The 24582-nt window shown below is 64.6% G+C and carries 24 protein-coding genes; 19 read left to right on the top strand and 5 right to left on the bottom strand.

Annotated features, from left to right (window positions below; all coding sequences use genetic code 11):
• Positions 1 to 85 precede the first annotated feature (85 nt).
• The 4 genes from BRAD3257_RS05675 to BRAD3257_RS05685 all read right to left on the bottom strand — a co-directional run bounded on the left by BRAD3257_RS05675 (position 86) and on the right by BRAD3257_RS05685 (position 2243).
• Positions 86 to 898 (bottom strand): PAS-domain containing protein, encoded by an 813-nt coding sequence (locus BRAD3257_RS05675; RefSeq protein ID WP_122401030.1) that lies wholly within the window; start codon positions 896 to 898, stop codon positions 86 to 88.
• Between the two features lie 128 nt (positions 899 to 1026).
• Positions 1027 to 1173: a hypothetical protein gene (locus BRAD3257_RS05680; protein ID WP_162500030.1), complete on the bottom strand. Its 147-nt coding sequence runs from the start codon at positions 1171 to 1173 to the stop codon at positions 1027 to 1029.
• Between the two features lie 86 nt (positions 1174 to 1259).
• Positions 1260 to 1436: a hypothetical protein gene (locus BRAD3257_RS40205; protein ID WP_162832045.1), complete on the bottom strand. Its 177-nt coding sequence runs from the start codon at positions 1434 to 1436 to the stop codon at positions 1260 to 1262.
• Between the two features lie 156 nt (positions 1437 to 1592).
• Positions 1593 to 2243, bottom strand: coding sequence for a glutathione S-transferase family protein (locus BRAD3257_RS05685; RefSeq protein ID WP_122401032.1), 651 nt, complete (start codon positions 2241 to 2243; stop codon positions 1593 to 1595).
• A 599-nt stretch (positions 2244 to 2842) separates the two neighbouring features.
• On the opposite strand from BRAD3257_RS05685, the gene BRAD3257_RS05690 reads away from it, so the two are divergent.
• The 7 genes from BRAD3257_RS05690 (at position 2843) to BRAD3257_RS05720 (ending at position 11271) form a co-directional block, all read left to right on the top strand.
• Positions 2843 to 4045 carry a pyridoxal phosphate-dependent aminotransferase gene (locus BRAD3257_RS05690; RefSeq protein ID WP_122406393.1) on the top strand — a complete coding sequence of 401 codons (1203 nt, stop codon included), beginning with the start codon at positions 2843 to 2845 and terminating at the stop codon, positions 4043 to 4045.
• Between the two features lie 378 nt (positions 4046 to 4423).
• A complete protein-coding gene (locus BRAD3257_RS05695) occupies positions 4424 to 4906 on the top strand; it encodes a DUF992 domain-containing protein (RefSeq protein ID WP_122401033.1) in 483 nt (160 codons plus the stop codon).
• A 330-nt stretch (positions 4907 to 5236) separates the two neighbouring features.
• Positions 5237 to 7285 (top strand): elongation factor G, encoded by a 2049-nt coding sequence (locus tag BRAD3257_RS05700; RefSeq protein WP_122401034.1) that lies wholly within the window; start codon positions 5237 to 5239, stop codon positions 7283 to 7285.
• A gap of 293 nt (positions 7286 to 7578) precedes the next feature.
• Positions 7579 to 7851 carry a helix-turn-helix domain-containing protein gene (locus BRAD3257_RS05705; RefSeq protein WP_122401035.1) on the top strand — a complete coding sequence of 91 codons (273 nt, stop codon included), beginning with the start codon at positions 7579 to 7581 and terminating at the stop codon, positions 7849 to 7851.
• An 87-nt stretch (positions 7852 to 7938) separates the two neighbouring features.
• Complete coding sequence (locus tag BRAD3257_RS05710; RefSeq protein WP_122401036.1) at positions 7939 to 9681, top strand: SulP family inorganic anion transporter; 1743 nt, start codon at positions 7939 to 7941, stop codon at positions 9679 to 9681.
• 66 nt (positions 9682 to 9747) lie between these two features.
• Positions 9748 to 10587, top strand: a complete 840-nt coding sequence (locus BRAD3257_RS05715) for a shikimate dehydrogenase (protein WP_122401037.1) — start codon at positions 9748 to 9750, stop codon at positions 10585 to 10587.
• Positions 10588 to 10644: 57 nt separating this feature from the next.
• Positions 10645 to 11271 (top strand): hypothetical protein, encoded by a 627-nt coding sequence (locus BRAD3257_RS05720; protein WP_122401038.1) that lies wholly within the window; start codon positions 10645 to 10647, stop codon positions 11269 to 11271.
• 146 nt (positions 11272 to 11417) lie between these two features.
• Here BRAD3257_RS05720 and BRAD3257_RS05725 read toward each other — a convergent pair whose 3' ends face one another.
• Positions 11418 to 12554: an alpha-hydroxy acid oxidase gene (locus BRAD3257_RS05725; protein ID WP_122401039.1), complete on the bottom strand. Its 1137-nt coding sequence runs from the start codon at positions 12552 to 12554 to the stop codon at positions 11418 to 11420.
• Between the two features lie 115 nt (positions 12555 to 12669).
• Between BRAD3257_RS05725 and BRAD3257_RS40210 the strand changes: the two genes are divergently transcribed.
• From BRAD3257_RS40210 to BRAD3257_RS40715, 12 genes are all read left to right on the top strand, one after another.
• Positions 12670 to 12837 (top strand): hypothetical protein, encoded by a 168-nt coding sequence (locus BRAD3257_RS40210; protein ID WP_164937260.1) that lies wholly within the window; start codon positions 12670 to 12672, stop codon positions 12835 to 12837.
• A 222-nt stretch (positions 12838 to 13059) separates the two neighbouring features.
• A complete protein-coding gene (gene glmM, locus BRAD3257_RS05735; protein ID WP_122401041.1) occupies positions 13060 to 14403 on the top strand; it encodes a phosphoglucosamine mutase in 1344 nt (447 codons plus the stop codon).
• A 332-nt stretch (positions 14404 to 14735) separates the two neighbouring features.
• Positions 14736 to 15986, top strand: coding sequence for an MFS transporter (locus BRAD3257_RS05740; protein ID WP_162500128.1), 1251 nt, complete (start codon positions 14736 to 14738; stop codon positions 15984 to 15986).
• Between the two features lie 239 nt (positions 15987 to 16225).
• Complete coding sequence (locus BRAD3257_RS05745; RefSeq protein WP_122401043.1) at positions 16226 to 17101, top strand: outer membrane protein; 876 nt, start codon at positions 16226 to 16228, stop codon at positions 17099 to 17101.
• 129 nt (positions 17102 to 17230) lie between these two features.
• Positions 17231 to 18133 carry an outer membrane protein gene (locus tag BRAD3257_RS05750; protein ID WP_244607863.1) on the top strand — a complete coding sequence of 301 codons (903 nt, stop codon included), beginning with the start codon at positions 17231 to 17233 and terminating at the stop codon, positions 18131 to 18133.
• 71 nt (positions 18134 to 18204) lie between these two features.
• On the top strand, positions 18205 to 18795 hold the full coding sequence (locus tag BRAD3257_RS05755; protein WP_122401044.1) for a glutathione S-transferase family protein: 591 nt from the start codon (positions 18205 to 18207) through the stop codon (positions 18793 to 18795).
• A gap of 17 nt (positions 18796 to 18812) precedes the next feature.
• On the top strand, positions 18813 to 19277 hold the full coding sequence (locus BRAD3257_RS05760) for a GNAT family N-acetyltransferase (protein WP_122401045.1): 465 nt from the start codon (positions 18813 to 18815) through the stop codon (positions 19275 to 19277).
• A gap of 173 nt (positions 19278 to 19450) precedes the next feature.
• Complete coding sequence (locus BRAD3257_RS05765; RefSeq protein WP_244607864.1) at positions 19451 to 19642, top strand: hypothetical protein; 192 nt, start codon at positions 19451 to 19453, stop codon at positions 19640 to 19642.
• A 79-nt stretch (positions 19643 to 19721) separates the two neighbouring features.
• Positions 19722 to 20894, top strand: coding sequence for a phosphoserine transaminase (locus BRAD3257_RS05770; RefSeq protein WP_122401047.1), 1173 nt, complete (start codon positions 19722 to 19724; stop codon positions 20892 to 20894).
• A gap of 118 nt (positions 20895 to 21012) precedes the next feature.
• Positions 21013 to 22602 (top strand): phosphoglycerate dehydrogenase, encoded by a 1590-nt coding sequence (gene serA / locus BRAD3257_RS05775; protein WP_122401048.1) that lies wholly within the window; start codon positions 21013 to 21015, stop codon positions 22600 to 22602.
• 216 nt (positions 22603 to 22818) lie between these two features.
• The gene (locus BRAD3257_RS05780) at positions 22819 to 23991 is read left to right on the top strand and encodes a thiolase family protein (protein ID WP_122401049.1); all 1173 of its coding nucleotides are present in this window, start codon (positions 22819 to 22821) and stop codon (positions 23989 to 23991) included.
• Between the two features lie 349 nt (positions 23992 to 24340).
• Positions 24341 to 24562 (top strand): hypothetical protein, encoded by a 222-nt coding sequence (locus BRAD3257_RS40715; protein WP_376707306.1) that lies wholly within the window; start codon positions 24341 to 24343, stop codon positions 24560 to 24562.
• Positions 24563 to 24582 lie beyond the last annotated feature (20 nt).

The following is a 24582-nucleotide window of genomic DNA, read 5'->3' on the forward strand; positions in this document are numbered from 1 at the left end:
TTGGCTAGCTCAGGATTCGGTTCACCTCTGCCCGTCGGGGAGAGGTGAACCCCGAGCGCCGCCAGTGCTTGCGTTCGACCCTGTTCTACTCCGCGAAGCGCAGATACCGGATCAGCTTGCGGCTCGCGGGGTCGCGCAGCGAGCGGTAGTAGTCGGCGCGCGACGGCGCGTCGGTGTGGCGCACGAGGTCGGTCACCGGGGTGTAGCTCAGCATCCGTCCGCCGTCGGGCAGCGCGGTGCAGACGAAGCGCAGCACCTCGCCGCTGCGCAATTTGATGTTGATCGGCGTGGCATCGCCGACCCGCACCATCTCCATGCGCTGCGCGATGAAGGTGCTGAGCTCGTCCGCCGGCAGCTCGAACGCGCCGGTGTCGCGGCCGTGATACATCAGCGCGATGAAGGGCGGCTTGCCGTCGGCGATCTCGTCCGGCACCGCAAAATAATCGCGGAACGCGCGGTTGATGAATTCGGCCCGGGTCTCGGCATCGAGCAGCACGATGCCGATATCGATCTGGTCGAGCGCGGCCGACAGCCGCGCGGCCGTGGCGTGGCTCCGGCGTTCGGCCGCGAATGTGCGGAGCAGCCGCTCGCGCATCAGGCCGGTGATGCCGGCCGTGCCGGCAGCCGTGGTGGCCAGGAGCCCGAGCCGGATCAGATCGGCGGACCCATAGCCGGACACGCCCTGGCGGCTGAGGAAGAACAGCGCCGTGCCGATCACCGCGACGACCGCGGTCGTCATCGCGGCGGCGAGACCCGCGAGCGCGCCGGCGAGAGCCACGATGCAGACGAACAGCGGCGCGGGCGAAGGCGTGGGGATGAAGCGGTCGAAAAGCAGTGCCAGCAGCAGGGCTGTTGCCGTCAACGCCGGACCGCAGATCGCGCGCCATCCGAACCGCATGGACCAGTCTCGCTCCTTCCGAACGAGGTAAGGCCGCAACACTGAATGATTGTTGCGCGAGCGCGATGCGATTTCGTGCGGTGTGCTTAAGGCGCGCTTGCGTGCAAGCGCAGGGTTTTCGGATGATTTTAGACCATATGCGCGTGCTTGACGCGCTGTTGCAGCGTCGGCGCATTCAGCGTCGATGTCCCCGCGCCCTTGCGCGTGCCGACGATGATCAGCAGCGATGCCGCGACCAGGATGGCCGCAGTCAGGGTGATTGCAACGACTACCACAGGTGATTTCATCGACGTCCTGTCGCAATGCCGGTCGGCGCGGGGCCCCGTGGCGCCCTGAAGGCTGGTCCAGGATGAAACGGGAATCAGACCGGCAGGCCCATCGCCATGGTCGCCTTGGTCGACAGCACCGTCAGGGTGACGATCAGGCACAGCGAGAGCGCGGCGACGGCGAGCGAGGCCGCGACCGCATGGGTGAGCCGGGAAGACGCGACGGTAGCGGATGGGCTTTGAAAGCCTGCCGTACCGGACGCCCGCATCATTGGTCTAAATCCTTCAACACGCGAGCGAATCACCCGCGATTTTCCGGAAATTCCCAGTTTCAACCGGCAATATTGCGGCGGCGATCGCGCTGAAAGTGGCGGGATTGCGGCAAAGACGGTCCTTATGCCCGCTATTCGCCGGAGCCGGTCGCGCCGTCAGGCGCCCGCCGCGATGCTGGCGGGGTCGTCGATGTCGGCCGGGCGCCAGTCCATCGTCACGAATCCGGGCGTGGCTTCGACGCGTTTCAGCCAGTCCCGGATCGCCGGGAAGGTCGAAAGATCGAAGTCGCAGCGGTCGGCGAGGTGGGTGTAGCCGTACAGCGCGATGTCGGCCACCGTGAGCTGGCGCGCGGCGAAATAGGCGTTGGTCTTGAGATGGTTCTCCATCACCTGGAGCGCGCCATAGCCGCGCTCCATCCAGTCCTCCAGCGAATGGGTCTGGAGATCGCGGCCGCCCTTGACCAGCGACAGCCAGAAATAGGCCGCGCCGATGTTCGGCTCGAGCGCGTGCTGCTCGAAGAACATCCATTGCAGCGCCTCGGCGCGGTCGATGCGGTTCTCCGGTGCGAGCGGCGTGCCGACGGCGACGTACCAGAGGATGGCGTTGGACTCGGCGAGATAGCGGTTCTCGCCGACCTCGAGCAGTGGCACCTGCCCCGAGGGGTTCTTGCTCAGAAAATCCGGCGTGCGGCTCTCGCCGCGCAGAATGTCCACCTCCACCGCTTCGTAAGGCAGGTTGAGCAGCGCCAGCGCAAGGCGGACCTTGTAGCTGTTGCCCGAGCGTTGCATCGAATAGAGCTTGTACATTCTGGGGTTCGAATCCGAGGACGGGAAGACGCGGCGCTCGTTGCCCCGCGAGGCGGCTAAACAATGATGCCGATGCGAATCCGCCGCAAGAGCCAGCCAATAGAAAAACTCGAAAACCCTACCGCACTGCAATGCTGCGGAAGATCATTTCCGCGCGACGATGCAATTCAGTTCACGCTTGCGTCAACGCAGGCAGGCATTGCGCCGCGCATGAGCGAGAGACGGTTGAGCGATTGAGTTAGATCGCTGCCATAGAATCAGCACGCCGTCATGCCCGGGCTTGTCCCGGCCATCCACGTTCCTCGCGCAGTTTGACAGGACGTGGATGGCCGGGACGAGCCCGGCCATGACGGTGCAGAAACAGCGCCACGTGCAAGCAAAATTGCTCCGAGGACAGGCCTTGCCGGATATGAGGGATTTGGCCGGCAAAGTTGCGCAATATTGCGGAAAATCGCACCTTGGGACGGTCGAAAATCATAAACTTTTCCGAGATCGGGCCGAAGTTTCTTGCGGCGCAGCGGCACACGTTTTAGGGTAGCTCATTCCCACAATCAGAGTCGTGAGGCGAAAGGCTTCACGACGCTTGTCAGGAGATGACGATGTCCTTCCTTGCCGCTGCGCTCGACCGTGTGAAGCCGTCCGCGACCATCGCGGTCACGGACAAAGCACGCGCGCTGAAAGCGGCGGGGCGCAACGTCATCGGCCTCGGTGCCGGCGAGCCCGATTTCGATACGCCTGCCAACATCAAGCTGGCAGCGATCCGCGCCATCGAGGCCGGCAAGACCAAGTACACCGCGGTCGACGGCATCCCCGAGCTGAAGGAAGCCATCATCGCCAAGTTTCAGCGCGAGAATGGCGTGGCCTACAAGCCGAACCAGATCATCGTAGGCACCGGCGGCAAGCAGGTGCTCTACAACGCGCTGATGGCGACCATCAATCCGGGCGACGAGGTGATCATTCCCGCACCGTACTGGGTCAGCTACCCTGAAATGGTCGCGCTCGCCGGCGGCGAGCCGGTGCCGGTGGTCTGCCCTGCCGGAACCGGTTTCAAGCTGCAGGCGGAGGCGCTCGAGCGCGCGATCACGCCGAAGACCAAATGGGTCATCCTGTGCTCGCCGTCGAACCCGACGGGGGCCGCCTACACCAAGTCGGAGCTGAAGGCGCTCACCGATGTGCTGATGAAGCATCCCCATGTCTGGGTGATGACCGACGACATGTACGAGCATCTCGTCTATGACGACTTCCAGTTCACCACCGTCGCACAGGTCGAGCCCGGCCTCTACGACCGCACGCTCACCGTGAACGGCGTCTCCAAGGCGTATTGCATGACCGGCTGGCGCATTGGCTATGCCGGTGGTCCGGCGCATCTCATCAAGGCGATGGCGACCATTCAGTCGCAATCGACCTCGAACCCGTGCTCGATCGCGCAGTGGGCCTCGGTCGAGGCGCTGAACGGTCCGCAGGAGTTCATCCCCGCCAACAACAAGGTGTTCAAGGAGCGCCGCGACCTCGTCGTCTCCATGCTCAACCAGGCGAACGGCATCGAGTGCCCGCGTCCCGAGGGTGCGTTCTACGTCTATCCCTCCTGCGCCGGTACCATCGGCAAGAAGGCGCCGTCGGGCAACGTGATCGGCAATGACGAGCAGTTCGTCACCGAGCTCTTGGAGACCGAAGGCGTCGCCGTGGTGCAGGGTTCGGCCTTCGGCCTCGGCCCGGCCTTCCGCATCTCTTACGCGACCAAGACCTCGGACCTCGAAGACGCCTGCAAGCGCATCCAGCGCTTCTGCGGCAACCTGCGCTGAGCCGAGGACAGTGTGCGAATTGAAAAGGCCCGCTTCGGCGGGCCTTTCTTGTTGTGTTTCGATAAGCGGAGTCGGATGGACTTTTGCTCTGGTCGGCGTTGTGCCCGGCCCCTCACCCGGATCACATCTGCGATGTGATCCGACCTCTCCCCGCAAAGAGCGGGGAGAGGTTAAAGCCACGACGACTGTAAGGGACGCACGTCTCTCTCGCTCCCTCGCCCGTTCTTACGGGGAGAGGGTGGGGCGAGGGGCCTCTCTCCGCGACTTCGATTCTAAACGCGTCCGATCTGGCAGCCACAACGCTCTTGTGGCATAGACGATCGCGCGGCGTGTGCCGCGTCCTTCCTGCTTGCATCCCATTCATCGCCGGAGACATTCATGCGCCGTTCGTTCGTCCTTGCCGGGCTCGCCGCCGTCAGCCTCCTTGCCTCCGTCGGGAGCAGCGGCGCGCAGCAGCAGCGGATGGTCCGGGTCGGCGTGCTCGAATGCCGCGGCGGCGCCAGCGTCGGCTTCATCGTGGGATCGGTGACCAATCTCGGCTGCGTGCTGCGCGCCGACGGCTTGCCTGAGGACCGCTACGTCGCGACCATCCGTAAAGTGGGCCTCGACATCGGCATCACCCAGGAGACCGCGCTCGCCTGGGGCGTGTTCGCGCCGGTCGACCGGCTCGGCCCCGGCGATCTCTCCGGCAATTACGCCGGCGCGCAGGGCAGCGCCTCGGTTGGCGTCGGCCTCGGCGGCAATGTGCTGGTCGGCGGCTCCAACAACGCGATCGCGCTCCAGCCGCTCAGCGTGCAGGGCCAGGTCGGCCTCAACGTCGCCGCCGGTCTCGAAAGCCTGGAACTCCGCCCGGGCCGTTAAGCGCCGTCAATTCTAATTGACTGAAGAGGCTCTCGTTCACCTCTCCCGAAGGGAGAGGTCGGATCGCATCGAGGGATGCGATCCGGGTGAGGGGTTACGGTCTCACCAAAAGCTGCCGCCCCTCACCCGGATTGCTGCGCAATCCGACCTCTCCCCGTCGGGGAGAGGCAGAACACCGGACTCGAAGCCACATCTGGTCTCAACCGTCATCAAGACTTACTGACGACGCACCGCAGCGACGTTTGATGCTTGCCAAACCTCGGGGACGGGCAGAGCATCGACGTTTGCCGACCCAATCATGGGCCGAGCTCCACACCAAGGAGGCGGCGAATGGGACAAGACGTCAGAAGTCCCCGAGGTCCACGGTGCATTGCGCTGGTGGGCCCTTTCCAAAGCGGTAAAACCACACTTCTCGAAGCAATCCTGGCGCGAACGGGCGCAATCCCGCGCGCCGGCAGCGTCGACGCCGGAACTTCCGTTGGCGACGCCACGCCAGAGGCCCGTCAACACAAGATGACCGTCGGGCTGACTGCCGCGACCACGAGTTTCATGGGCGACAGCTACACCTTCCTCGATTGTCCCGGTTCCGTCGAGTTTGCCCACGACATGCGCGCCGCGCTTCCCGCGGTCGACGCCGCCATCGTGGTCTGTGAGGCCGACGAGAAGAAGCTGCCGCAGCTTCAGATCATCCTGCGCGAGCTGGAGGAGCTGAAGATCCCGCGTTTCCTGTTCCTCAACAAGATCGATCGCGCCAGCCAGCGCATCCGCGAGACCCTCGCGATGCTGCAGCCCGCCTCGCGCGTACCGCTGGTGCTGCGCCAGATCCCGATCTGGAAGGGCGAGCTGATCGAGGGCTTCGTCGATCTCGCGCTGGAGCGCGCCTTCGTCTATCGCGAGCACAAGGCCTCCGAGGTGATCGCGCTCGAAGGCGGCGATCTCGACCGCGAGAAGGAAGCCCGCTTCTCGATGCTGGAGAAGCTCGCCGATCACGACGATGCGCTGATGGAGCAGCTGCTCGAGGACATCCAGCCGCCGCGCGATGCCGTGTTCGACGATCTCGCCCGCGAATTGCGCGAGGGACTGATTTGCCCGGTGCTGTTAGGGTCTGCCTTGCGCGAGAACGGCGTGTTGCGCCTGATGAAGGCGCTGCGCCACGAGGCGCCCGGTGTCGCGGAGACCGCAAAACGTCTCGGCGTTCCCGAAACCAAGGATGCACTCGGCTACGTCTTCAAGACACTGCATTCGCAGCATGGCGGAAAGCTGTCGCTGACGCGGCTGCTCGCCGGCCATCTCGACGACGGCGCCACGCTGCAATCGTCCTCCGGCGGTGCAGGGCGCATCTCCGGCATCCTCGCCGTCAACGGCGCCTACGACACCAAGCGTGCCTCCGCCGATCTCGGCGACACCGTGGCGCTCGCCAAGCTCGATCCCGTGAAGACCGGCGACACGGTCTCAAATGGCAAGACGCCGCCCGCGGCATTGATCGCAATCGAGCCGACGCCGCCGGTGCTCGCGATCTCGATCGCGGCGACCGATCGCAAGGATGACGTCAAGCTCGGCCAGGCGATGATGCGGCTGCACGAGGAGGATCCGTCGCTTGTCGTCGTGCAGAACGCCAAGATCCACGACACCGTGCTGTGGGGGCAGGGCGAGATGCATCTGCGCGTCGCCGGCGAGCGGCTGCGCGACCGCTTCGGCGTCAAGGTCACCTCGCATCCTCCCGCGATCGGCTATCAGGAGACCATCCGCAAGCCGATCACCCAGCGCGGACGCCACAAGAAGCAGTCCGGTGGCCATGGCCAGTTCGGCGACGTCGTGCTCGACATCAGGCCGTTGCCCCGCGGCGACGGCTTCAAGTTCGCCGAGACGGTGGTGGGTGGCGCGGTGCCGCGCAACTACATCCCGGCGGTGGAGGAAGGCGTCATTGATGGGCTGGCGCGCGGCCCGCTCGGTTTCCCCGTCACCGACGTGCAGGTGACGCTGACCGACGGCTCCTATCACAGCGTCGATAGTTCCGACCTCGCCTTCCGCACGGCGGCGCGGATCGGCCTCAACGAGGGCCTGCCGCAATGTCAGCCGGTGTTGCTGGAGCCGATCCACGTGGTCGAGATCGTCTGCCCGACCGACGCCACGGCCAAGATCAACGCGATCCTGTCGGCGCGGCGCGGACAGATCCTCGGCTTCGATACGCGCGACGGCTGGAGCGGCTGGGACTGCGTCCGCGCCATGATGCCGGAAGCCGAGATCGGCGAACTGATCGTGGAGCTGCGCTCGGCCACCGCCGGCGCCGGCAGCTTCACCCGCCAGTTCGACCACATGGCCGAGGTCACCGGCCGCGCCGCCGACCAGATCATCGCCGCGCATCAGCACGCGGCGTAAGTCTCCGCTCTCTCACTCTCTCTCCTCGTCCTTATGGGGAGAGCGTGGAGGGCTGTCTCTTCGCGTGCGGCGTCTCATGCAGGTCGCGCCCCATCCACACGTCATTGCGAGCGCAGCGAAGCAAATCCAGAGTCGTTCCGCGGCGGGATTCTGGATTTGCTTCGCAGAGCCTGTCATCGGGCCGCGCTTCGCGCGGGACGCGCGAGCTCCTTGCGCTTATCCAAGAATGATGTATTTTACATCATTGTGTATGTTCTGAACATCATTTATAAGTTACAATACGTGAGGCCAAGGTGATCACGTCGTTCCAGATGCGGGCGGCCCGCGCGCTGCTCGGCATTGACCAGAAAACCCTGGCCGAGCTTGCCGGCGTTTCGCTGCCGACCATCCAGCGGATGGAGGCCTCTACCGGCAATGTTCGTGGCGTGGTCGAGACCCTGATCAAGGTGGTCGAGGCGTTCGACCGGGCCGGCGTCGAACTGATCGGCGAGCAGGCCCGCAGCGACAGCGGCGGGCGTGGCGTTCGCCTCAAGGAGCCGGGGCCGCCGCGCCGCATCGGAGCATGATCGCCACGGTGATCGTGCCCGGGCAGAATGAACTAGCGCATCGTCGTCGCACGCGCGCGGCACGATGCACCGGAGCATTGTGGGGCAATGACCATCACAAGTGATCAGGCGAGCCGGCTGCACCAGCTGCATCAGCCGACCTTTGCCGAACTGTATCTGCCGAAGCTCGTCACCGTCTGGCGTGAAGGCTACGGTCTCGCCGATTTCCGCGCCGACGTCTTTGCCGGCCTGACGGTTGCGATCGTTGCGCTGCCACTGTCGATGGCGATTGCGATCGCTTCGGGCGTGACGCCGGACCGCGGCCTCTACACGGCTGTGGCCGGCGGCTTCATCGCTTCCCTGCTCGGCGGCAGCCGGTTCCAGATCGGCGGACCTGCCGGTGCGTTCATCGTCTTGGTCGCAGCGACCGCAGAGCGTCACGGCGTCGACGGTGTCATCCTCGCGACCACGATGGCGGGCCTGTTTCTGATCGCCGCGGGCCTGTTGCGGGTCGGCACCTACATCAAGTTCATTCCCTATCCGGTGACGGTCGGCTTCACCGCCGGCATCGCCGTGATCATCTTCGCCAGCCAGCTCCGCGATCTCTCAGGAATCGCGCTCGCGGGAAGGGAGCCCAGCGAGTTCGTGCCGAAACTCCTCGCGCTCGCCCGCGGCCTCAACACCATCAATCCGTCCGCCGTCGCAGTCGCCATCGTCAGCATCGCCATCATCGCCGGCTTGCGCCGCTGGCGGCCGTCCTGGCCCGGCATTCTGATCGCGGTCGTGTTTGCGGCGGTCGCAAGCGGCATGCTGTCGCTCCCGGTCGAGACCATCGGCTCGCGCTTCGGCGGCATTCCGCGCGAGCTGCCCTCCCCAGTGCTGCCGGCGTTCTCGTTGGAGAAGGCACGGGCCGTGCTGCCGGATGCGATCGCCTTCGCGCTGCTGGCGGCCATCGAATCGCTGCTGTCGGCGGTGGTGGCTGACGGCATGACCGGCCGCCGTCACCGGTCCAATTGCGAGCTGGTGGCGCAAGGCGCGGCCAATATCGGCTCGGCGCTGTTCGGCGGCATCTGCGTCACCGGCCTGATCGCACGTACCGCCACCAACATCCGCGCCGGCGCGCGCGGGCCGCTCGCGGGCATGCTGCATTCGGTGTTCCTGCTGCTGTTCATGCTGATCGCGGCGCCGCTGGCGAGCTACATTCCGCTGGCCGCGCTCGCCTCGGTGCTGGTCGTGGTGGCCTGGACCATGGCGGAGAAGCAGGAGTTCGCCACGCTCTTGCGCTCGTCGTGGGGCGATGCCGTGGTGCTGCTCGCGACCTTCCTGCTCACGATCTTCCGCGATCTCACCGAAGGCATCCTGGTCGGCTTCGCGCTCGGCGCGGTGCTGTTCATCCACCGCATGGCCGAGATGACGGGCATCGAGGAGCGCACGCCGCTGGTGGCCGCCGATCGGGCCGATGACAGCAACGGTGCGCGCGTGCCCTACGACCCCGCGCTTGCGATCGACCGCGACGTGCTGGTGTATCGCATCACCGGCGCGTTCTTCTTCGGCGCAGCCTCGGCGATCGGCGGCGTGCTCGACGACATCGCCGACCGGCGCAAGGCCTTCGTGGTCGACTTCGCCGCGGTGCCGTTCCTGGATTCGACCGCGGCCAACGTGCTCGGCCGGGTCGCGGCCAAGGCGCACCGCCAGGGCATCAGGCTGTTCATCACGGGGGCCTCGCCCGCGGTCCGGCGCGCGCTGCTCACCCATGGCGTGAGCCCGCCGCGCGCGCGCTATCGCCAGAGCCTCGAGCGTGCCATCGCCGACATCAAGGGCCGAGCCGCCGATGAGACCGCTGCGAGCTGACGGCGCGCGCTTGACAGCGCGGGCGCGACGCGAAATGGATCGCCTCGGAAACGACCCGAGGGAAAGATGACCGCGCCAAGAACTCCCGCAGCCTGTCTGATCGGATGGCCGGCGGCGCATTCGCGCTCGCCGCTGATTCATCATTACTGGCTGCGCACGCTCGAAATCGAGGGCGGCTATGTCATCGAAGCGGTTCCGCCCGAGGACCTGCGCGATTTCGTGCTGCGGCTGTTGCTGCGCGGCTTCGTCGGTGCCAACGTCACCATCCCGCACAAGGAAGCCGTGCTGGCGCTGTCGACGCCCGATGCGCGCGCCAAGGCGGTCGGCGCCGCCAACACGCTGTGGTTCGCGGATGGCGAGCTGCGCGCGACCAACACCGACGTTGAAGGCTTCGTCAACAATCTCGACGCCAGCGCCTCCGGCTGGGATGCGGCTGAGGAAGCGCTGGTGCTGGGTGCCGGCGGCTCCGCGCGCGCGGTCGTGTTCGGCCTGCTCGAACGCGGCGTCAAGTGCGTGCATGTCGCCAATCGCACCGTCGCGCGGGCCGAGACGCTGGCAAAGCAGTTCGGACCGAACGTGCATCCCGTGACGTGGGACGCGATCGGCGACGTGCTGCCGCAGGCAAAACTTCTCGTGAACACGACATCGCTCGGCATGCACGGGCAGCCTTCACTCGATGTCGATGTCGCACGGCTGCCGCAAGCGGCGGTCGTCGCCGACCTCGTCTATGTTCCCCTGGTGACGCCGCTGCTCGCCGCAGCGAGGGCGCGAGGCCTGAAAACCGCCGACGGGCTCGGCATGCTGCTGCATCAGGCGGTGCGCGGCTTCGAACTGTGGTTCGGCCGCCGGCCTGAGGTCACGGCCGAGCTGCGCGCGTTGGTCGAGGCCGATCTCACGAAGTCTTGAGAGAATAGGGCGCGGCTCTTCGGAGTTCTCCATCCGTGGGGACAATCGGAGACCATCATGCCTGTTCAACGTGCAACTTTCACACGTCCGCTGATCGCCGTCGCGATGGTGGCCGTCTCGACCTACTGCGCCTTCGCCCAGAAGGCGCCGGTGCCGACGCGCGTGCGCGGCACCATCGAAAGCGTCAATGGCGACACCATGCAGGTCAAGTCGCGCAGCGGCGAGGAGGTCAAGCTTCACCTCGCCTCCGACGTGAACGTGTCGGGGATCACCAGGATTTCACTCGCCGACATCAAGCCGGGTTCGTTCATCGGGGCGACCACCGTGCCGGGACCGGACGGCAGCCAGAACGCCGTCGAGGTGCACGTGTTTCCGGAAAGCATGCGCGGCACCGGCGAGGGCTCTCGGCCGTGGGACCTCAAGCCCAACTCCAGCATGACCAATGCGACGGTGGCCGAGAGCGTCGTCGGCAATGACGGTCACACGCTGCTGGTCAAGTACAAGGACGGCGAGAAGAAGGTGTTCGTCGCCGACAACACGACGGTGGTGACATTCGTGCCCGGCGACAAATCCGACCTGAAGGCCGGCGCCAAGGTCATCGCCTTCATGAAGCAATTGCCGGACGGCTCGTTCGAGACCAACCGCGTCAGCGTCGGCCGCGACGGCCTGACGCCGCCGATGTGAGGGCGGGTGGTGTAGCGCGCAGTTGCCTCCACAATCTCCGCTGTCGTCCCGGATCAGCGCTCCGCTCCAGCTAACGCTGCGCGTTATCTGAAGCTGCGCTTGTCCGGGACGACAGTTATCAATGTGGCAGCGTCTCGCCAGGCGTCTCACACCGCAATGACATGATCATCGATCTCGTCGATCCGGTTGACGCCGCACAGGCCCATCGTCGTGAGCAGCTCCTTCTGGATGATCTCGATCGCCTTGGCGACGCCGGCCTGGCCGCCGGCACCTAAGCCATAGGCATAGGCGCGGCCGATCATGCAGGACTTTGCGCCGAGCGCCAGCGCGCGCATCACGTCCTGGCCGGAGCGAATGCCGCCGTCGAACATGATCTCCATCTTGTCACCGACCGCGTCGGCGATCTCGGGCAGCACCTCGATCGAGGACGGGGCGCCATCGAGCTGGCGGCCGCCATGATTGGAGACGACGAGCGCCTGCGCACCGGTCTTGGCGGCTTCCTCGGCATCCTCGACGTCCAATATGCCCTTGATGATGAGCTTGCCTGGCCAGATGCTGCGGACCCACTCGACGTCCTTCCAGTTCAAGGAGGTATCGAACTGCGAGGCGGTCCACTCGGCGAGTCGGTTGAGATCCTCGGTGTTCTTCACGTGACCTGCGATGTTGCCGAAGGTGCGGCGCTTGCCCCGCAGCACGCCGGAGACCCAGGCCGGCTTGCTGGCGAAGTCCAGGAGCTTCGACAGCGACCACTCGGGCGGCACCGTCATGCCGTTCTTGATGTCGGCATGGCGCTGGCCGATCACCTGCAGGTCGACGGTGAGCACCAGCGCGCTGCACTTGGCGGCCATCGCGCGCTGGATCAGCTCCTTGATGAAGCCGCGGTCCTTCATCACGTAGAGCTGGAACCAGAACGGCTTCTCGACATTGGCGGCGATGTCCTCGATCGAGCAGATCGACATCGTCGACTGCGTGAACGGGATACCGGCGGCCTGGGCGGCACGGCAGGCATGGATCTCGCCGTCGCCGTGCTGCATGCCGAGCAGGCCGACCGGCGCGAGAATCAGCGGCATGGTCGAGGGCTCGCCGAGGATCGTGGTCGAGGTGTCGCGCTTGGAGACGTCGACGAGGATGCGCTGGCGGAACTTGATCGCCTGCATGTCCTCGCGATTGGCGCGCAGCGTTTCCTCGGCATAGGAGCCGCGGTCGCAATAGTCGAAGAACGCCTTCGGCACGCGGCGCTGATGCAGCGTGCGAAGATCGTCGATACAGGTGATGTGCTTCATGTCGTTTCCCCGGCCCGTCTGACGTGGAAGTTCTTGCATCGGAACATTTCGGGGTCATCTAGCATGGTTGGATGCACAGCCAAATCGTTTGCAGCACGTTTTCAAGGAGGGCGCCATGAAGCGGCCGCACGCTGGACCCTCGCCGGAAGAGATCAAGGAGAAGCATGATCTCGAGGAGGCGCTGGAAGAGGGACTGGAAGAGACCTTTCCGGGCTCCGACCCGGTCAATGTCACCCAGCCGGCGCCGAGCCGCGAGGACGGCCATGTGAAGCGCGCCGGGTAGCGCGGGTTCCAGCTGGCGCGGCGTTCCAGTATGAAATATAATGTTAACAAAGCGTTATTGAGCCGTTGCCGCGCCCGGTTCCGTAACGATTGATCATATTTTTTGAAGCCAAGTTAGCTACCATGGCATTATAAGACCCCCAGCACATCAGGGGATGCGGGGCCCGGTCGGGCAGCCCGTGGTTGTAAAGGGGATTCCCTGGTTGTTGCCTTGGGGGACGATATGAGCCGCAAATATTTCGGGACCGACGGGATCCGGGGCCGCGCCAACGGACTGATCACGCCGGAGCTCGCGCTCAAGGTCGGCCAGGCCGCAGGCCTTGCGTTTCAGCGCGGCGACCACCGCCACCGGGTCGTGATCGGCAAGGACACCCGTCTGTCCGGCTACATGATCGAATACGCGATGGTCGCAGGCTTCACCTCGGTCGGCATGGACGTGCTGCTGGTCGGCCCGATGCCGACGCCGGCGGTCGCGATGCTGACCAAGTCGATGCGCGCCGATCTCGGCGTGATGATTTCGGCCTCGCACAATCTGTTCGAGGATAACGGCATCAAGCTGTTCGGGCCGCAGGGCTTCAAGCTCTCCGATGATGTCGAGCGGCAGATCGAGCAGTTGCTCGACGAATCCCTCGACAAGCGGCTGGCGCAGAGCGCGAGCCTCGGCCGCGCGCGCCGTATCGACGGCGTGCACGACCGCTACATCGAATTCGCCAAGCGCACGCTGCCGCGCGATCTGTCGCTGGACGGCTTGCGCGTCGTGATCGATTGCGCCAATGGCGCGGCCTACAAGGTGGTGCCCGAAGCGCTGTGGGAGCTGGGTGCCGACGTGGTGCCGATCGGCGTCGAGCCCGACGGCTTCAACATCAACAAGGAATGCGGCTCGACCTCGCCGGAGGCGCTGTCGAAGAAGGTGCGCGAGATGCGCGCCGACATCGGCATCGCGCTCGACGGCGACGCCGATCGCGTCATCCTGGTCGACGAGCGCGGCCACATCGTCGACGGTGACCAGCTGCTCGCGGTGATCGCGCAGAGCTGGAAGGAAGACGGCCGGCTGTCGCGGCCGGGCATCGTCGCCACCGTGATGTCAAATCTCGGCCTCGAGCGCTTCCTGAACGGGCAGGGGCTCGAGCTCGTGCGCACGCCGGTCGGCGACCGCTACGTGCTCGAGCAGATGCTGAGCGGCGGCTACAATCTCGGCGGCGAGCAGTCCGGCCACATCATCCTGTCCGACTACGCCACCACCGGCGACGGTTTCGTTGCGGCCCTGCAGGTGCTGGCCGTGGTGCAGAAGCTGCGCCGGCCCGTGTCCGAGGTCTGTCACCGCTTCGATCCGCTGCCGCAGATTCTCAAGAACGTTCGTCACAAGGGCGGCAAGCCGCTCGACGATTCCGACGTCAAGTCGGCGATCTCCGACGGCGAGAAGCGCCTCAACGGCCACGGCCGTCTCTTGATCCGCTCCTCCGGCACCGAGCCCGTGATCCGCGTCATGGGCGAGGGCGAGGACCGCATTCTGGTCGAGGACGTCGTCGACACCATCGTCTTGGCGCTGGGACAGGCTGCGGCCTGATTGCTCAACCTCTCCCCGCTCTTCCGCGGGGGAGAGGTCGGATCGCATCGCGATGCGATCCGGGTGAGGGGCGTGGCAGGCTGTCGCCGCACTGAATCTCTATCCGGCGCGCAAGCGACGCGCGCGGTCTCCCCGTCTCGTTCGGACCGGACGTGCGGAGACAGCCCCTCACCCCACCCTCTCCCCGTGAAGGCCCCCGTGAAGGACGGGGCGAGGGAGCCAGAGAGTGGGGGATACCCGCGCATCCCAGCCATTTGCGATTGGCGCTGGTTCCCCCGCCGCCTGCATCGTAATCAGTTCCTCGCGGCAATCTGCCGCGCCGGGATGCTGCCTTGAACAAGCCTGTCGTCGTCTCAGAGGAAACGCTGACCGAGCCCATCGTCGTCAGCGACGTCGCGCCCGCCGCCAAGGCAGCCGCAGGGCCGGCCTACATCGTGCTCGCCGGCATCAGCGTCTCGCACTTCCTCAACGACACCATGCAGTCGCTGATCGCTTCGGTGTATCCGATCCTGAAGGACACCTACGCGCTCGACTTCGCGCAGATCGGCATGATCACGCTGGCCTTCCAGTTCACGGCCTCGCTGCTGCAGCCGGTGGTCGGGCACTACACCGACAAGAAGGCGCAGCCCTATTCGCTGGCGATCGGCATGGCCTCGACGTTCTTCGGCCTCTTGCTGCTCAGCACCGCGCACCAATATCTCGTCATTCTCCTCGCCGCTGCACTGGTCGGCCTCGGCTCGGCAGTGTTTCACCCCGAATCCGCACGCATTGCGCGGCTCGCTTCCGGCGGCCGCTACGGCTTTGCGCAATCGGTGTTCCAGCTCGGCGGCAGCTTCGGCACCTCGATGGGGCCGGTGCTGGCGGCACTGATCGTGGTGCCGTTCGGGCAGGGCAGCATCGCCTGGTTCTCCTCGATCGCGTTCCTCGCGATCCTCATCCTCTGGCGCATCGGCCGCTGGTACGCGCCGCAGATCACGACGAAGAAGGCTGCGCCCGTCCATACCCAGCCCGGCGGGCCGAGCTCACGCCGTGTCGCCGTGGCACTGCTGGTGCTGGTCGCGCTGTTGTTCTCCAAGCAGCTCTACGTCTCGAGCCTGTCTAGCTATTACATCTTCTACCTGATCGACCGTTTCGGCGTGTCGACGCAGGCAGCCCAGATCTATCTCTTCGTTTTTCTTGCAGCGAACGCCGTCGGTGCGTTTCTCGGTGGTCCCTTGGGCGACCGCTTCGGCCGCAAGATCGTGATCTGGATCTCGATCCTCGGTGCGCTGCCTTTCACGCTGGCGCTGCCTTATGCCGGGCTCGGTGCCAGCGCCGTGCTCAGTGTCGCCATCGGCCTGATCATCTCCTCGACGACGTCCTCGATCATCGTGTTCGCGCAGGAGCTGGTGCCGCACCGCTTCGGCATGATCTCCGGCGTGTTCTTCGGTGTCGCCTTCGGCATCGGGGGCCTCGGCGCGGCCGTGCTCGGCAAGCTCGCCGACCACACCTCGATCGAGTTCGTCTACCACGTCTGCGCCTATTTGCCGGCGATCGGGCTGCTCGCCGTGTTCCTGCCGAAACTGCCGCGGCCGCTACGTTAACGCATCCTCTCTTGCCGCTTTGCGGCTTCACACATCGTTAGGGAATGCGGCGAGGGCGTCGCATTTGGCGCGGCATTCTTGCAACGCTCGCGCGACGCGCGCGTGTGGGTAGAGAAAAAATCAACCTTAAAAATTAGGGTTAAGTGGCGCTTAAGCATTTGCTGCCATCGTCCGCGTCGTGAGTTTCCAGAACGTGGGGCCTCTGCATTTTGCCTCACCGGCCAATAAGGACGAAGCCAATGCGTAGCGTTAAGTCTCTCCTTGCCGCGGGTGCGGCAACCCTGATCTCGTCGATGGCGTTCGCCGCCGATATGCCGATCGCCGCGCCCCCTCCCATGTACGCGCCGCCGGCTCCGCCCGCCGATTTCGGCGGCTGGTATCTGCGCGGCGACATCGGCATGACCAACCAGAGCATGAAGAGCCTGCACAGCGCGAGCATCGACAGAGTGAACACCAACTTCCCCGGCTCGCTGCAGAACAACGGCTTCGGCTTCGACAGCTCTCCGCTCTACAAGCTCGGTGTTGGTTATCAGTTCAACAACTGGTTCCGTGCCGATCTCACTGGTGAATATCGTGGCAAGGCGAACCTTCACGGTTCGCAGAACGTCCCAGCGAACTCAGCCTATGCCGCTGCCAATAACCAGTTCTTTGTCGACAATTACTCCGGGAGCAAGTCGGAATGGGTCGTCATGGCCAACGCCTATGTCGATCTCGGTACCTGGTGGTGCGTCACGCCCTATGTCGGTGCCGGTCTCGGCGGCGCGTATAATCGTCTCAGCGGCTTCCGCGATGACGGCGTGATCTCGACGGGCGGCGTTCAGAGCAGCAGCGTCACCTATGCGGGCGATTCCGGCAAATGGAATCTAGCCTGGGCCGTGCACGCCGGCCTTGCCTACAAGGTTACGCCAAACGTGACGCTTGATCTCGCCTATCGCTACATCAATCTGGGCGACGCAGTGACTGGGCCCACTCGCTCTTTCGACGGCGTCACCGTGGTGAACGGCAGCGCCTTTACAGTCAAGGACATCACTTCGCACGATCTGATGCTCGGCGTGCGCTGGAATCTCGATCAGCCGGCGCCGGTCTACCATGCGCCGCTGGTCACCAAGGGCTGAGCGGCAGCCTCATCGCTTAACGTCTCTTAACGGCGCGGGATCATCCCGCGCCGTCTTGCTTTGCGGATTTTTCATGGCTCGACCGCGGCGAAATCGCCGGACGCAACCATTGGTTAAGGTTAACGAGCCATGATCATCAGCGAAAGTTCGAGTCCGATTTGGAGCGTTGCGATGCGCAGGCTTTTGTTGGCAGCGGCGATGTTGGGGATGGTGTCTGCCGCGCACGCGGCCGACATGCCGGACCTGCCGATCCTGCGCGGCGGTTTCACCGACGGCCTGTCGAAGTCCTCCGTCAATTGGGATGGCTTTTACGTCGGTGGTCAGTTCGGCTTTGCCACGACCGAGATCGACTTCAGCCGGGCTCCGAAATCGATGACGGATTTCGTGTTGCGCGACAGCATCCTGCAGGCTCCCGTTGGCGGATGGTCGCTGCTACCGAAGAATCACGTCCAGACGACGGGATTCGGTGCCTTTGTCGGCCGGAATTGGCAATACTACGACGCCGTGATGGGCGTTGAAGCGAACTACAGTTACATGAACAATCTCGCGAGCACGGCGAGCGATTCCATGACGCGGTTGATCCCCGGCGAAGCCGCGCCACCGAATCACACCTATACTTACAACACGACGCTCGGCGGCGGCGCTGCGTTGCAGCTCAAGGACTATGTGACCTTCCGAGGTCGGGTTGGATGGTCCGGTGGAGACTTCATGCCTTATGCGTTCGGCGGCCTTGCGATCGGACGTGCTGATGTGTCGAGGTTTGCGACAGTGTCGTATCTGAAATACGACGACTTTACGGACCCGACCACCGGCGCCGCGAGCCGCACGACCGCTGGCCCCTTTTTGATGACGCAGTCCGAGCGGCGCGTGAACAGTTTCATCTATGGCTGGACGGGGGGCATCGGCATCGAATACGCGCTGCTCGACTGTGTGATCCTGCGCGGCGAATGGGAACACGTCGGGTTCTCGAACGCCAAGAATATCTCGGTCAACTTGAACAATTTTCGTTTGGGCGCCGGCTACAAGTTCTAGACCGGCGGTCGTAGTCGTTGACACGGCCGCTTCGTCCTGATGCTCTGTCGCTCAATAGCGGGGCGGCAGCGATGAAGATCTACGGCGATAGCAATTCCGGCAATTGTCTGAAGGTGAAGTGGGTCTGCGACAAGCTCGCGCTGCCCTACCAGTGGATCGAGGTCGACACGAGCAAGGGCGAGACGCGCACGCCGCAATTCCTGAAGATGAACGGCGCCGGCCAGGTGCCGACCGTCGCATTCGACGACGGCCGCACGCTGGCACAGTCCAACGCCATCATCCGCTATCTCGCCCGCGACAGCGTCCTCATTCCGCGTGATCCCTTCGCTGCGGCGAAGATGGACGAATGGCTGTTCTGGGAACAGTACAGCCACGAGCCCTATATCGCGGTGTGCCGTTTCCTCATCGTCTATCTCGGCAAGGACGTCGCCGAGCTCGATCCTGAAAAGGTCAAGCGCGGCTATGCGGCGCTGGACCGCATGGAGCAGCATCTCTCCACCAGCCGCTTGTTCGCCGGCAATGAGGTTTCGCTCGCCGACGTGTCGCTGCTCGCCTATACCCGCCTCGCGCATGAAGGCGGCTTCGATCTTGGCCGTCATGCGTCCGTCCGCCGCTGGATCGGCGAAGTCGAAGCGTTTCTCGGCCTTTCGCCGGTGCGCTGAATCCGGAGTTGCCTGACATGAACGACGAAGCCGTCTGCATCCGTCCCGCGCGCCGCGAGGACGTCGCCGCGATCGTGGCGATGCTCGCCGACGATCATCTCGGCCGCGCGCGCGAGCGCGTGGAGAATCCGTTGCCCGCCGCCTATTACGACGCATTCGCGCGCGTCGAGCGCGATCCGAATCTGACGCTCGTGGTTGCCGAGAGCGCGGGCAGGGTGGTCGGCTGCCTGCAACTCGCGATCCTGCCGGGCATCAGCTCGCAAGGCGGCGTGCGCGGCCTGCTCGAGGACGTTCGCGTTGCCTCCGATTGTCGCAGCCGCGGCATCGGCGAGCAGCTGGTGCAATGGGCGGTGACGGAAGCAAAGGCGCGCGGCTGCAATCTGGTCGAACTGCTCACGCATCAGACGCGAATCGATGCGCAGCGCTTCTACAAACGGCTGGGATTCACCGCCAGTCACGTCGGCATGACTGTCCGCTTTTGAGGCAGCGCGACGCGAGCGCTGTGCGATCAGCGAAATCGAGCCTCGCATTCGTTCATCTTAAGAGCTGATAAACTACCCGGCGGTCGTTCACGTTCCCATGGGAACGAACGGTGCTACGGCAGCCTCTGACACCGAACTCGGTCGGTTCGCGGATTTCGATGACAAGCTATTCAATGATCAAGGTCGGCAACGACTACGTCGTGCAGGCCAATGACAAATGCATTTTGAAGGTCGGCAGCCGTCGCAGGGCCGCGCAATTGATCAGCGATGCCACGGACATGCTGAATGCGCTGGCCGTGGTGGAATCCCCAAATACCGTGCCCGAGACGCCATCACCGGCGCGTGAGGCCCCGGAACTTCCTTGACTGCCCTTCACGTTTCCCGTATCAGCCGCGGCGGGACACCTCCCCCCAACGGGAGGCTTACTATCTGGAAGGGTAGATCATGACTGTAGCGAAGCCCGCTTCGCGGCCGACTGTGCCGCATTTCTCCTCCGGCCCCTGCGCCAAGCGCCCCGGCTGGAATGCCCAAAATCTCAAGGACGCAGCGCTCGGTCGCTCGCATCGCGCGAAGATCGGCAAGACCAAGCTCAAGCTAGCCATCGACCTGACGCGCGAGGTGCTCGAGGTTCCCGCCGATTACCGCATCGGCATCGTGCCGGCCTCCGATACCGGCGCGGTCGAGATGGCGCTGTGGTCGCTGCTGGGTGCGCGGCCCGTCACCACGCTCGCCTGGGAATCCTTCGGCGAGGGCTGGGTCAGCGACATCGTCAAGGAATTGAAGCTGAAGGACGTCACCAAGCTCAACGCGGGCTATGGCGAGATCCCTGATCTCTCCAAGGTCGATCCCAAGAGCGACGTCGTCTTCACCTGGAACGGCACCACCTCGGGCGTGCGCGTGCCGAACGCCGACTGGATCAGCGCGAGCCGCGAAGGCCTGACCATCTGCGACGCGACCTCGGCTGCGTTTGCGCAAGCTCTCGACTGGTCCAAGCTCGACGTCGTTACCTTCTCCTGGCAGAAGGCGCTCGGCGGCGAAGCCGCGCACGGCATGCTGATCCTCTCGCCGCGTGCCGTTGAGAGGCTGGAGACCTACAAGCCGGCCTGGCCGCTGCCAAAAATCTTCCGCCTGACCAAGAGCGGCAAGCTCAACGAAGGCATCTTCGTCGGCGAGACCATCAACACGCCGTCGATGCTCTGCGTCGAGGATTATCTCGACGCGCTGAACTGGGCCAAGTCGATCGGCGGCCTCAAGGCGCTGATCGCGCGTGCCGACGCCAACACCAAGGTGCTCGCCGACTGGAAGGCGAAGACGCCGTGGATCGACTTCCTGGCCAAGGACGCTGCGATCCGCTCCAACACCTCGGTGTGCCTGAAGTTCACCGATCCCGCGATCACCTCGCTTCCGGCGGACGCGCAGGCCGACTTCTGCAAGAAGCTGGTGGCGCTGGTCGAGAAGGAAGGCGCCGGCTACGACTTCGCCTATTACCGCGATGCGCCGGCGGGCCTGCGCATCTGGTGCGGCGCCACGGTGGAGGCGAAGGACGTCGAGCTGCTGACGCAGTGGATCGACTGGGCCTTTGCCGAGACCAAGGCACAGCTCGCAAAGGCGGCTTGACCAAACCATCTTCGTCATGGCCGGGCTTGACCCGGCCATCCATCAATCGATGATGGATCCGCGGGTCGAGCCCGCGGATGACATTCCGTAAATGCAGCACGCACCACGGATCATCCCCATGACCATACCCAAAGTTCTCATTTCCGACGCGCTCTCGCCCGCTGCCGTGCAGATCTTCAAGGACCGCGGCGTCGAGGTCGACTTCCAGCCCAATCTCGGCAAGGACAAGGACAAGCTCGCCGAGATCATCGGCAATTACGACGGGCTTGCGATCCGCTCCGCGACCAAGGCGACCGCCAAGATCATCGAGAAGGCGACCAGGCTGAAGGTGATCGGCCGCGCCGGCATCGGCGTCGACAACGTCGAGATCCCCGCCGCCACGGCCAAGGGCATCATCGTGATGAACACGCCGTTCGGCAATTCGATCACGACCGCCGAGCACGCCATCACCCTGATGCTGGCGCTGGCTCGCGAGATCCCGCAGGCGGACGCCTCGACCCAGGCCGGCAAGTGGGAGAAGAACCGCTTCATGGGCGTCGAAATCACCGGCAAGGTGCTCGGCGTCGTCGGTTGCGGCAACATCGGTTCGATCGTCGCCGACCGCGCGCTCGGCCTGCGCATGAAGGTGATCGCGTTCGATCCGTTCCTGTCGCCGGAGCGCGCCAAGGACATCGGCGTCGAGAAGGTCGAGCTCGACGACCTCTTGAAGCGCGCCGATTTCATCACGTTACACACGCCGCTGACCGAGAAGACCAAGAACATCATCGATGCGGCTGCGATCGCCAAGATGAAGAAGGGCGTCCGCCTGATCAACTGCGCCCGTGGCGGTCTCGTCGACGAGCAGGCGGTGGTCGATGCGCTCAACTCCAAGCATATCGCCGGCGCCGCCTTCGACGTCTTCGTCGAGGAGCCCGCTACCAGGAACGTGCTGTTCGGCCATCCCAATGTGATCTGCACGCCGCATCTCGGCGCGTCCACCACCGAAGCCCAGGAGAACGTTGCGCTCCAGGTTGCCGAGCAGATGTCGGATTATCTCCTGACCGGCGCGATCTCGAATGCCGTCAACTTTCCCTCGATCACGGCCGAAGAAGCTCCGAAGCTGAAGCCGTTCATCGCGCTTGCCGAGAAGCTCGGCTCCTTCGCCGGCCAGCTCACCGAGACCGGCATCCTCAAGGTCGAGATCACCTATGAGGGCCATGTCGCCGAGATGAAGATCAAGGCGATCACCTCCGCGGTGCTGTCGGGCCTGTTGCGGCCGATGCTGGGCGAGGTCAACGTCGTCTCGGCGCCGGTCGTCGCCAAGGAGCGCGGCATGGTGGTGGACGAGATCGTGCGCGCCGCCCAGAGCGACTATGAGAGCCTGATCACCGTGACCGTCGCGACCGAACGCCAGGAGCGCTCGGTCTCCGGCACCGTCTATCACGACGGCAAGCCACGCCTCGTCGACGTCAAGGGCATCCGCGTCGATGCCGAGTTCGGCAAGTCGATGATCTACATCACCAACGAGGACAAGCCGGGCTTCATCGGCAAGTTCGCAAGCCTGCTCGGCGATGCCAAGATCAACATCGCCACCTTCCATCTCGGCCGCGTCGCGCCCGGCAGCGATGCCATTGCGCTGGTCGAGGTCGACGGCGCCGTGCCGGCCGACGTGCTCGCCAAGGTGCAGGCCCTGCCGCAGGTCAAGCAGGTCAAGGCGCTGTCGTTCTGATTTTCACCTCTCCCGTAGGGAGAGGTGACAGGGCAAGTCGACAGAGCCAGATTAATCACGCCCGTCACCATATATTCCGACCCACGGAACAACGCCGCCTCCCTCACTGGAGGCGGCGTTTTTATTTTCCCCGCGCCTGCCGAACTGTGTACCAATGGCGCCCAGAACGCCTCGTAGCTATGCTCCGTTCCAAATCGTTCGAAAAGGGAGAAAACAATGCGTGAAGCCGTCATCGTTTCCTATGCGCGCACGGGTCTCGCCAAATCCGGCCGCGGCGGGTTCAACATCACACCGCCGATGTCGCTCGCGGCCCACGCCATCAAGCATGCTGTGAGCCGCGCCGGCGTCGAGAAGGACTATGTCGAGGACTGCTATCTCGGCAATTGCGCCCATGGCGCGCCGAACATCGGCCGCCAGGCGGCGCTGCTTGCGGGCTTGCCGAAGACCACCGCCGGCGTCTCGGTGAACCGCTTCTGCTCCTCGGGTCTGCAGACCATCGCGATGGCGGCCAACTCGATCCGCTCCGACGGGGCCGACTGCATCGTCGCCGGCGGCGTCGAAAGCATCTCGATCCCGGGCGGCGGCTCGCCGAAGGAATCGATCGATCCTGAGCTGCTCAAGGTCGCTCCCGACATCTTCATGGCGATGATCGACACCGCCGACATCGTCGCCGAGCGCTACAAGCTCAGCCGCGAATACCAGGACGAGTACTCGCTGGAATCGCAGCGCCGCATGGCCGCGGCGCAGCAGGCCGGCAAGTTCAAGGACGAGATCGTCCCGATGAAGACCAAGATGAAGGTCGTCGACAAGCAGACCAAGGCCGAGAGCATCGTCGACTACGTCGTCGATCGCGACGAGTGCAACCGGCCCGACACCACGATGGAAGGGTTGGCAAAACTCGAGCCGGTGAAGGGCCCGGGCAAGTACGTTACCGCCGGCAATGCCAGCCAGCTCTCGGACGGCGCCGCCGCCGTGGTGCTGATGGAAGCCAAGGATGCCGAGAAGCGCGGCCTCAAGCCGCTCGGCCGCTTCGTCGCCTGGGCGACCGCCGGCTGCGAGCCCGACGAGATGGGCATCGGCCCGGTGTTCGCGATTCCGAAGCTCTTGAAGCGTACCGGCCTCAAGATCGACGACATCGATCTGTGGGAGCTCAACGAGGCCTTCGCCAGCCAGTGCCTATATTGCCGCGACAAGCTCGAGATCGATCCCGCCAAGTACAACGTCAACGGCGGCTCGATCGCGATCGGCCATCCCTTCGGCATGACCGGCGCCCGTCTCACCGGCCATCTGCTGCAGGAAGGCGCGCGCCGCAAGGCCAAGTGGGGCGTGGTGACGATGTGCATCGGCGGCGGCCAGGGCGGCGCCGGCCTGTTCGAGATCTATCACTGAGATCGTCGCAAGGAACACGAAAAGGGCACGGCACGGCAAGTGCCGTGCCCTTTTGTTTGAACCACCGTGCCGCAAAGCTGGTCTGCAACCGAAGCCTTATTCGTCGAGCGCAGGAAATCTTTGGCTGGCCGCGCGTTATGCGCGACGGGGCAGATGGAGGAGAACGCTCATGCGCTCAACAATGGCAGCAATCCTGACGACGATCCCGCTCCTGGCGGCGCCGGCGATCGCGCAGCAGACAACGCCGAACCCGAACATGCAGAGTGAGGCGGACAAGGGCATCAAAACGGAAAACTCCGGCGCTTCGGGATATGTCGGAGAGCAGGATAAGCCGGGCACGGCCGCAACCATGCCGGGCGATCGCAACCGTGCCGACAGTGGTGTTGCCACGTCCCCGAGCGCGCAGAATTCAGGCGCGGGCATCGCGGGAGCACCCGGCAACAAGAGCGGTCCGCCCGCCCAGAAGGGAACAGTCGGATCGGCCTCCCCAAATCTTTCGGTCCAGGAGCAGGACCCTTCGAACGTCAAGGGCATGCCGGGCAACAAGAGTGGTCCGCCCGCGAAGCGATAGGTGATCGCAGCAGAGCCCGG

The organism is Bradyrhizobium vignae (assembly GCF_900324035.1).
Lineage (GTDB): Bacteria > Pseudomonadota > Alphaproteobacteria > Rhizobiales > Xanthobacteraceae > Bradyrhizobium > Bradyrhizobium vignae.

Bases quoted from the DNA above. Each gene is read 5' to 3' on its own strand.
- BRAD3257_RS05675 (WP_122401030.1), bottom strand. From the start codon at position 898: ATGCGGTTCGGATGGCGCGCGATCTGCGGTCCGGCGTTGACGGCAACA.
- BRAD3257_RS40205 (WP_162832045.1), bottom strand. From the start codon at position 1,436: ATGATGCGGGCGTCCGGTACGGCAGGCTTTCAAAGCCCATCCGCTACC.
- BRAD3257_RS05685 (WP_122401032.1), bottom strand. From the start codon at position 2,243: ATGTACAAGCTCTATTCGATGCAACGCTCGGGCAACAGCTACAAGGTC.
- BRAD3257_RS05690 (WP_122406393.1), top strand. From the start codon at position 2,843: ATGTCCTTCCTTGCCGCTGCGCTCGACCGTGTGAAGCCGTCCGCGACC.
- BRAD3257_RS05695 (WP_122401033.1), top strand. From the start codon at position 4,424: ATGCGCCGTTCGTTCGTCCTTGCCGGGCTCGCCGCCGTCAGCCTCCTT.
- BRAD3257_RS05700 (WP_122401034.1), top strand. From the start codon at position 5,237: ATGGGACAAGACGTCAGAAGTCCCCGAGGTCCACGGTGCATTGCGCTG.
- BRAD3257_RS05710 (WP_122401036.1), top strand. From the start codon at position 7,939: ATGACCATCACAAGTGATCAGGCGAGCCGGCTGCACCAGCTGCATCAG.
- BRAD3257_RS05715 (WP_122401037.1), top strand. From the start codon at position 9,748: ATGACCGCGCCAAGAACTCCCGCAGCCTGTCTGATCGGATGGCCGGCG.
- BRAD3257_RS05720 (WP_122401038.1), top strand. From the start codon at position 10,645: ATGCCTGTTCAACGTGCAACTTTCACACGTCCGCTGATCGCCGTCGCG.
- BRAD3257_RS05725 (WP_122401039.1), bottom strand. From the start codon at position 12,554: ATGAAGCACATCACCTGTATCGACGATCTTCGCACGCTGCATCAGCGC.
- BRAD3257_RS40210 (WP_164937260.1), top strand. From the start codon at position 12,670: ATGAAGCGGCCGCACGCTGGACCCTCGCCGGAAGAGATCAAGGAGAAG.
- glmM (WP_122401041.1), top strand. From the start codon at position 13,060: ATGAGCCGCAAATATTTCGGGACCGACGGGATCCGGGGCCGCGCCAAC.
- BRAD3257_RS05745 (WP_122401043.1), top strand. From the start codon at position 16,226: ATGCGTAGCGTTAAGTCTCTCCTTGCCGCGGGTGCGGCAACCCTGATC.
- BRAD3257_RS05750 (WP_244607863.1), top strand. From the start codon at position 17,231: ATGATCATCAGCGAAAGTTCGAGTCCGATTTGGAGCGTTGCGATGCGC.
- BRAD3257_RS05755 (WP_122401044.1), top strand. From the start codon at position 18,205: ATGAAGATCTACGGCGATAGCAATTCCGGCAATTGTCTGAAGGTGAAG.
- BRAD3257_RS05760 (WP_122401045.1), top strand. From the start codon at position 18,813: ATGAACGACGAAGCCGTCTGCATCCGTCCCGCGCGCCGCGAGGACGTC.
- BRAD3257_RS05765 (WP_244607864.1), top strand. From the start codon at position 19,451: ATGATCAAGGTCGGCAACGACTACGTCGTGCAGGCCAATGACAAATGC.
- BRAD3257_RS05770 (WP_122401047.1), top strand. From the start codon at position 19,722: ATGACTGTAGCGAAGCCCGCTTCGCGGCCGACTGTGCCGCATTTCTCC.
- serA (WP_122401048.1), top strand. From the start codon at position 21,013: ATGACCATACCCAAAGTTCTCATTTCCGACGCGCTCTCGCCCGCTGCC.
- BRAD3257_RS05780 (WP_122401049.1), top strand. From the start codon at position 22,819: ATGCGTGAAGCCGTCATCGTTTCCTATGCGCGCACGGGTCTCGCCAAA.
- BRAD3257_RS40715 (WP_376707306.1), top strand. From the start codon at position 24,341: ATGCCGGGCGATCGCAACCGTGCCGACAGTGGTGTTGCCACGTCCCCG.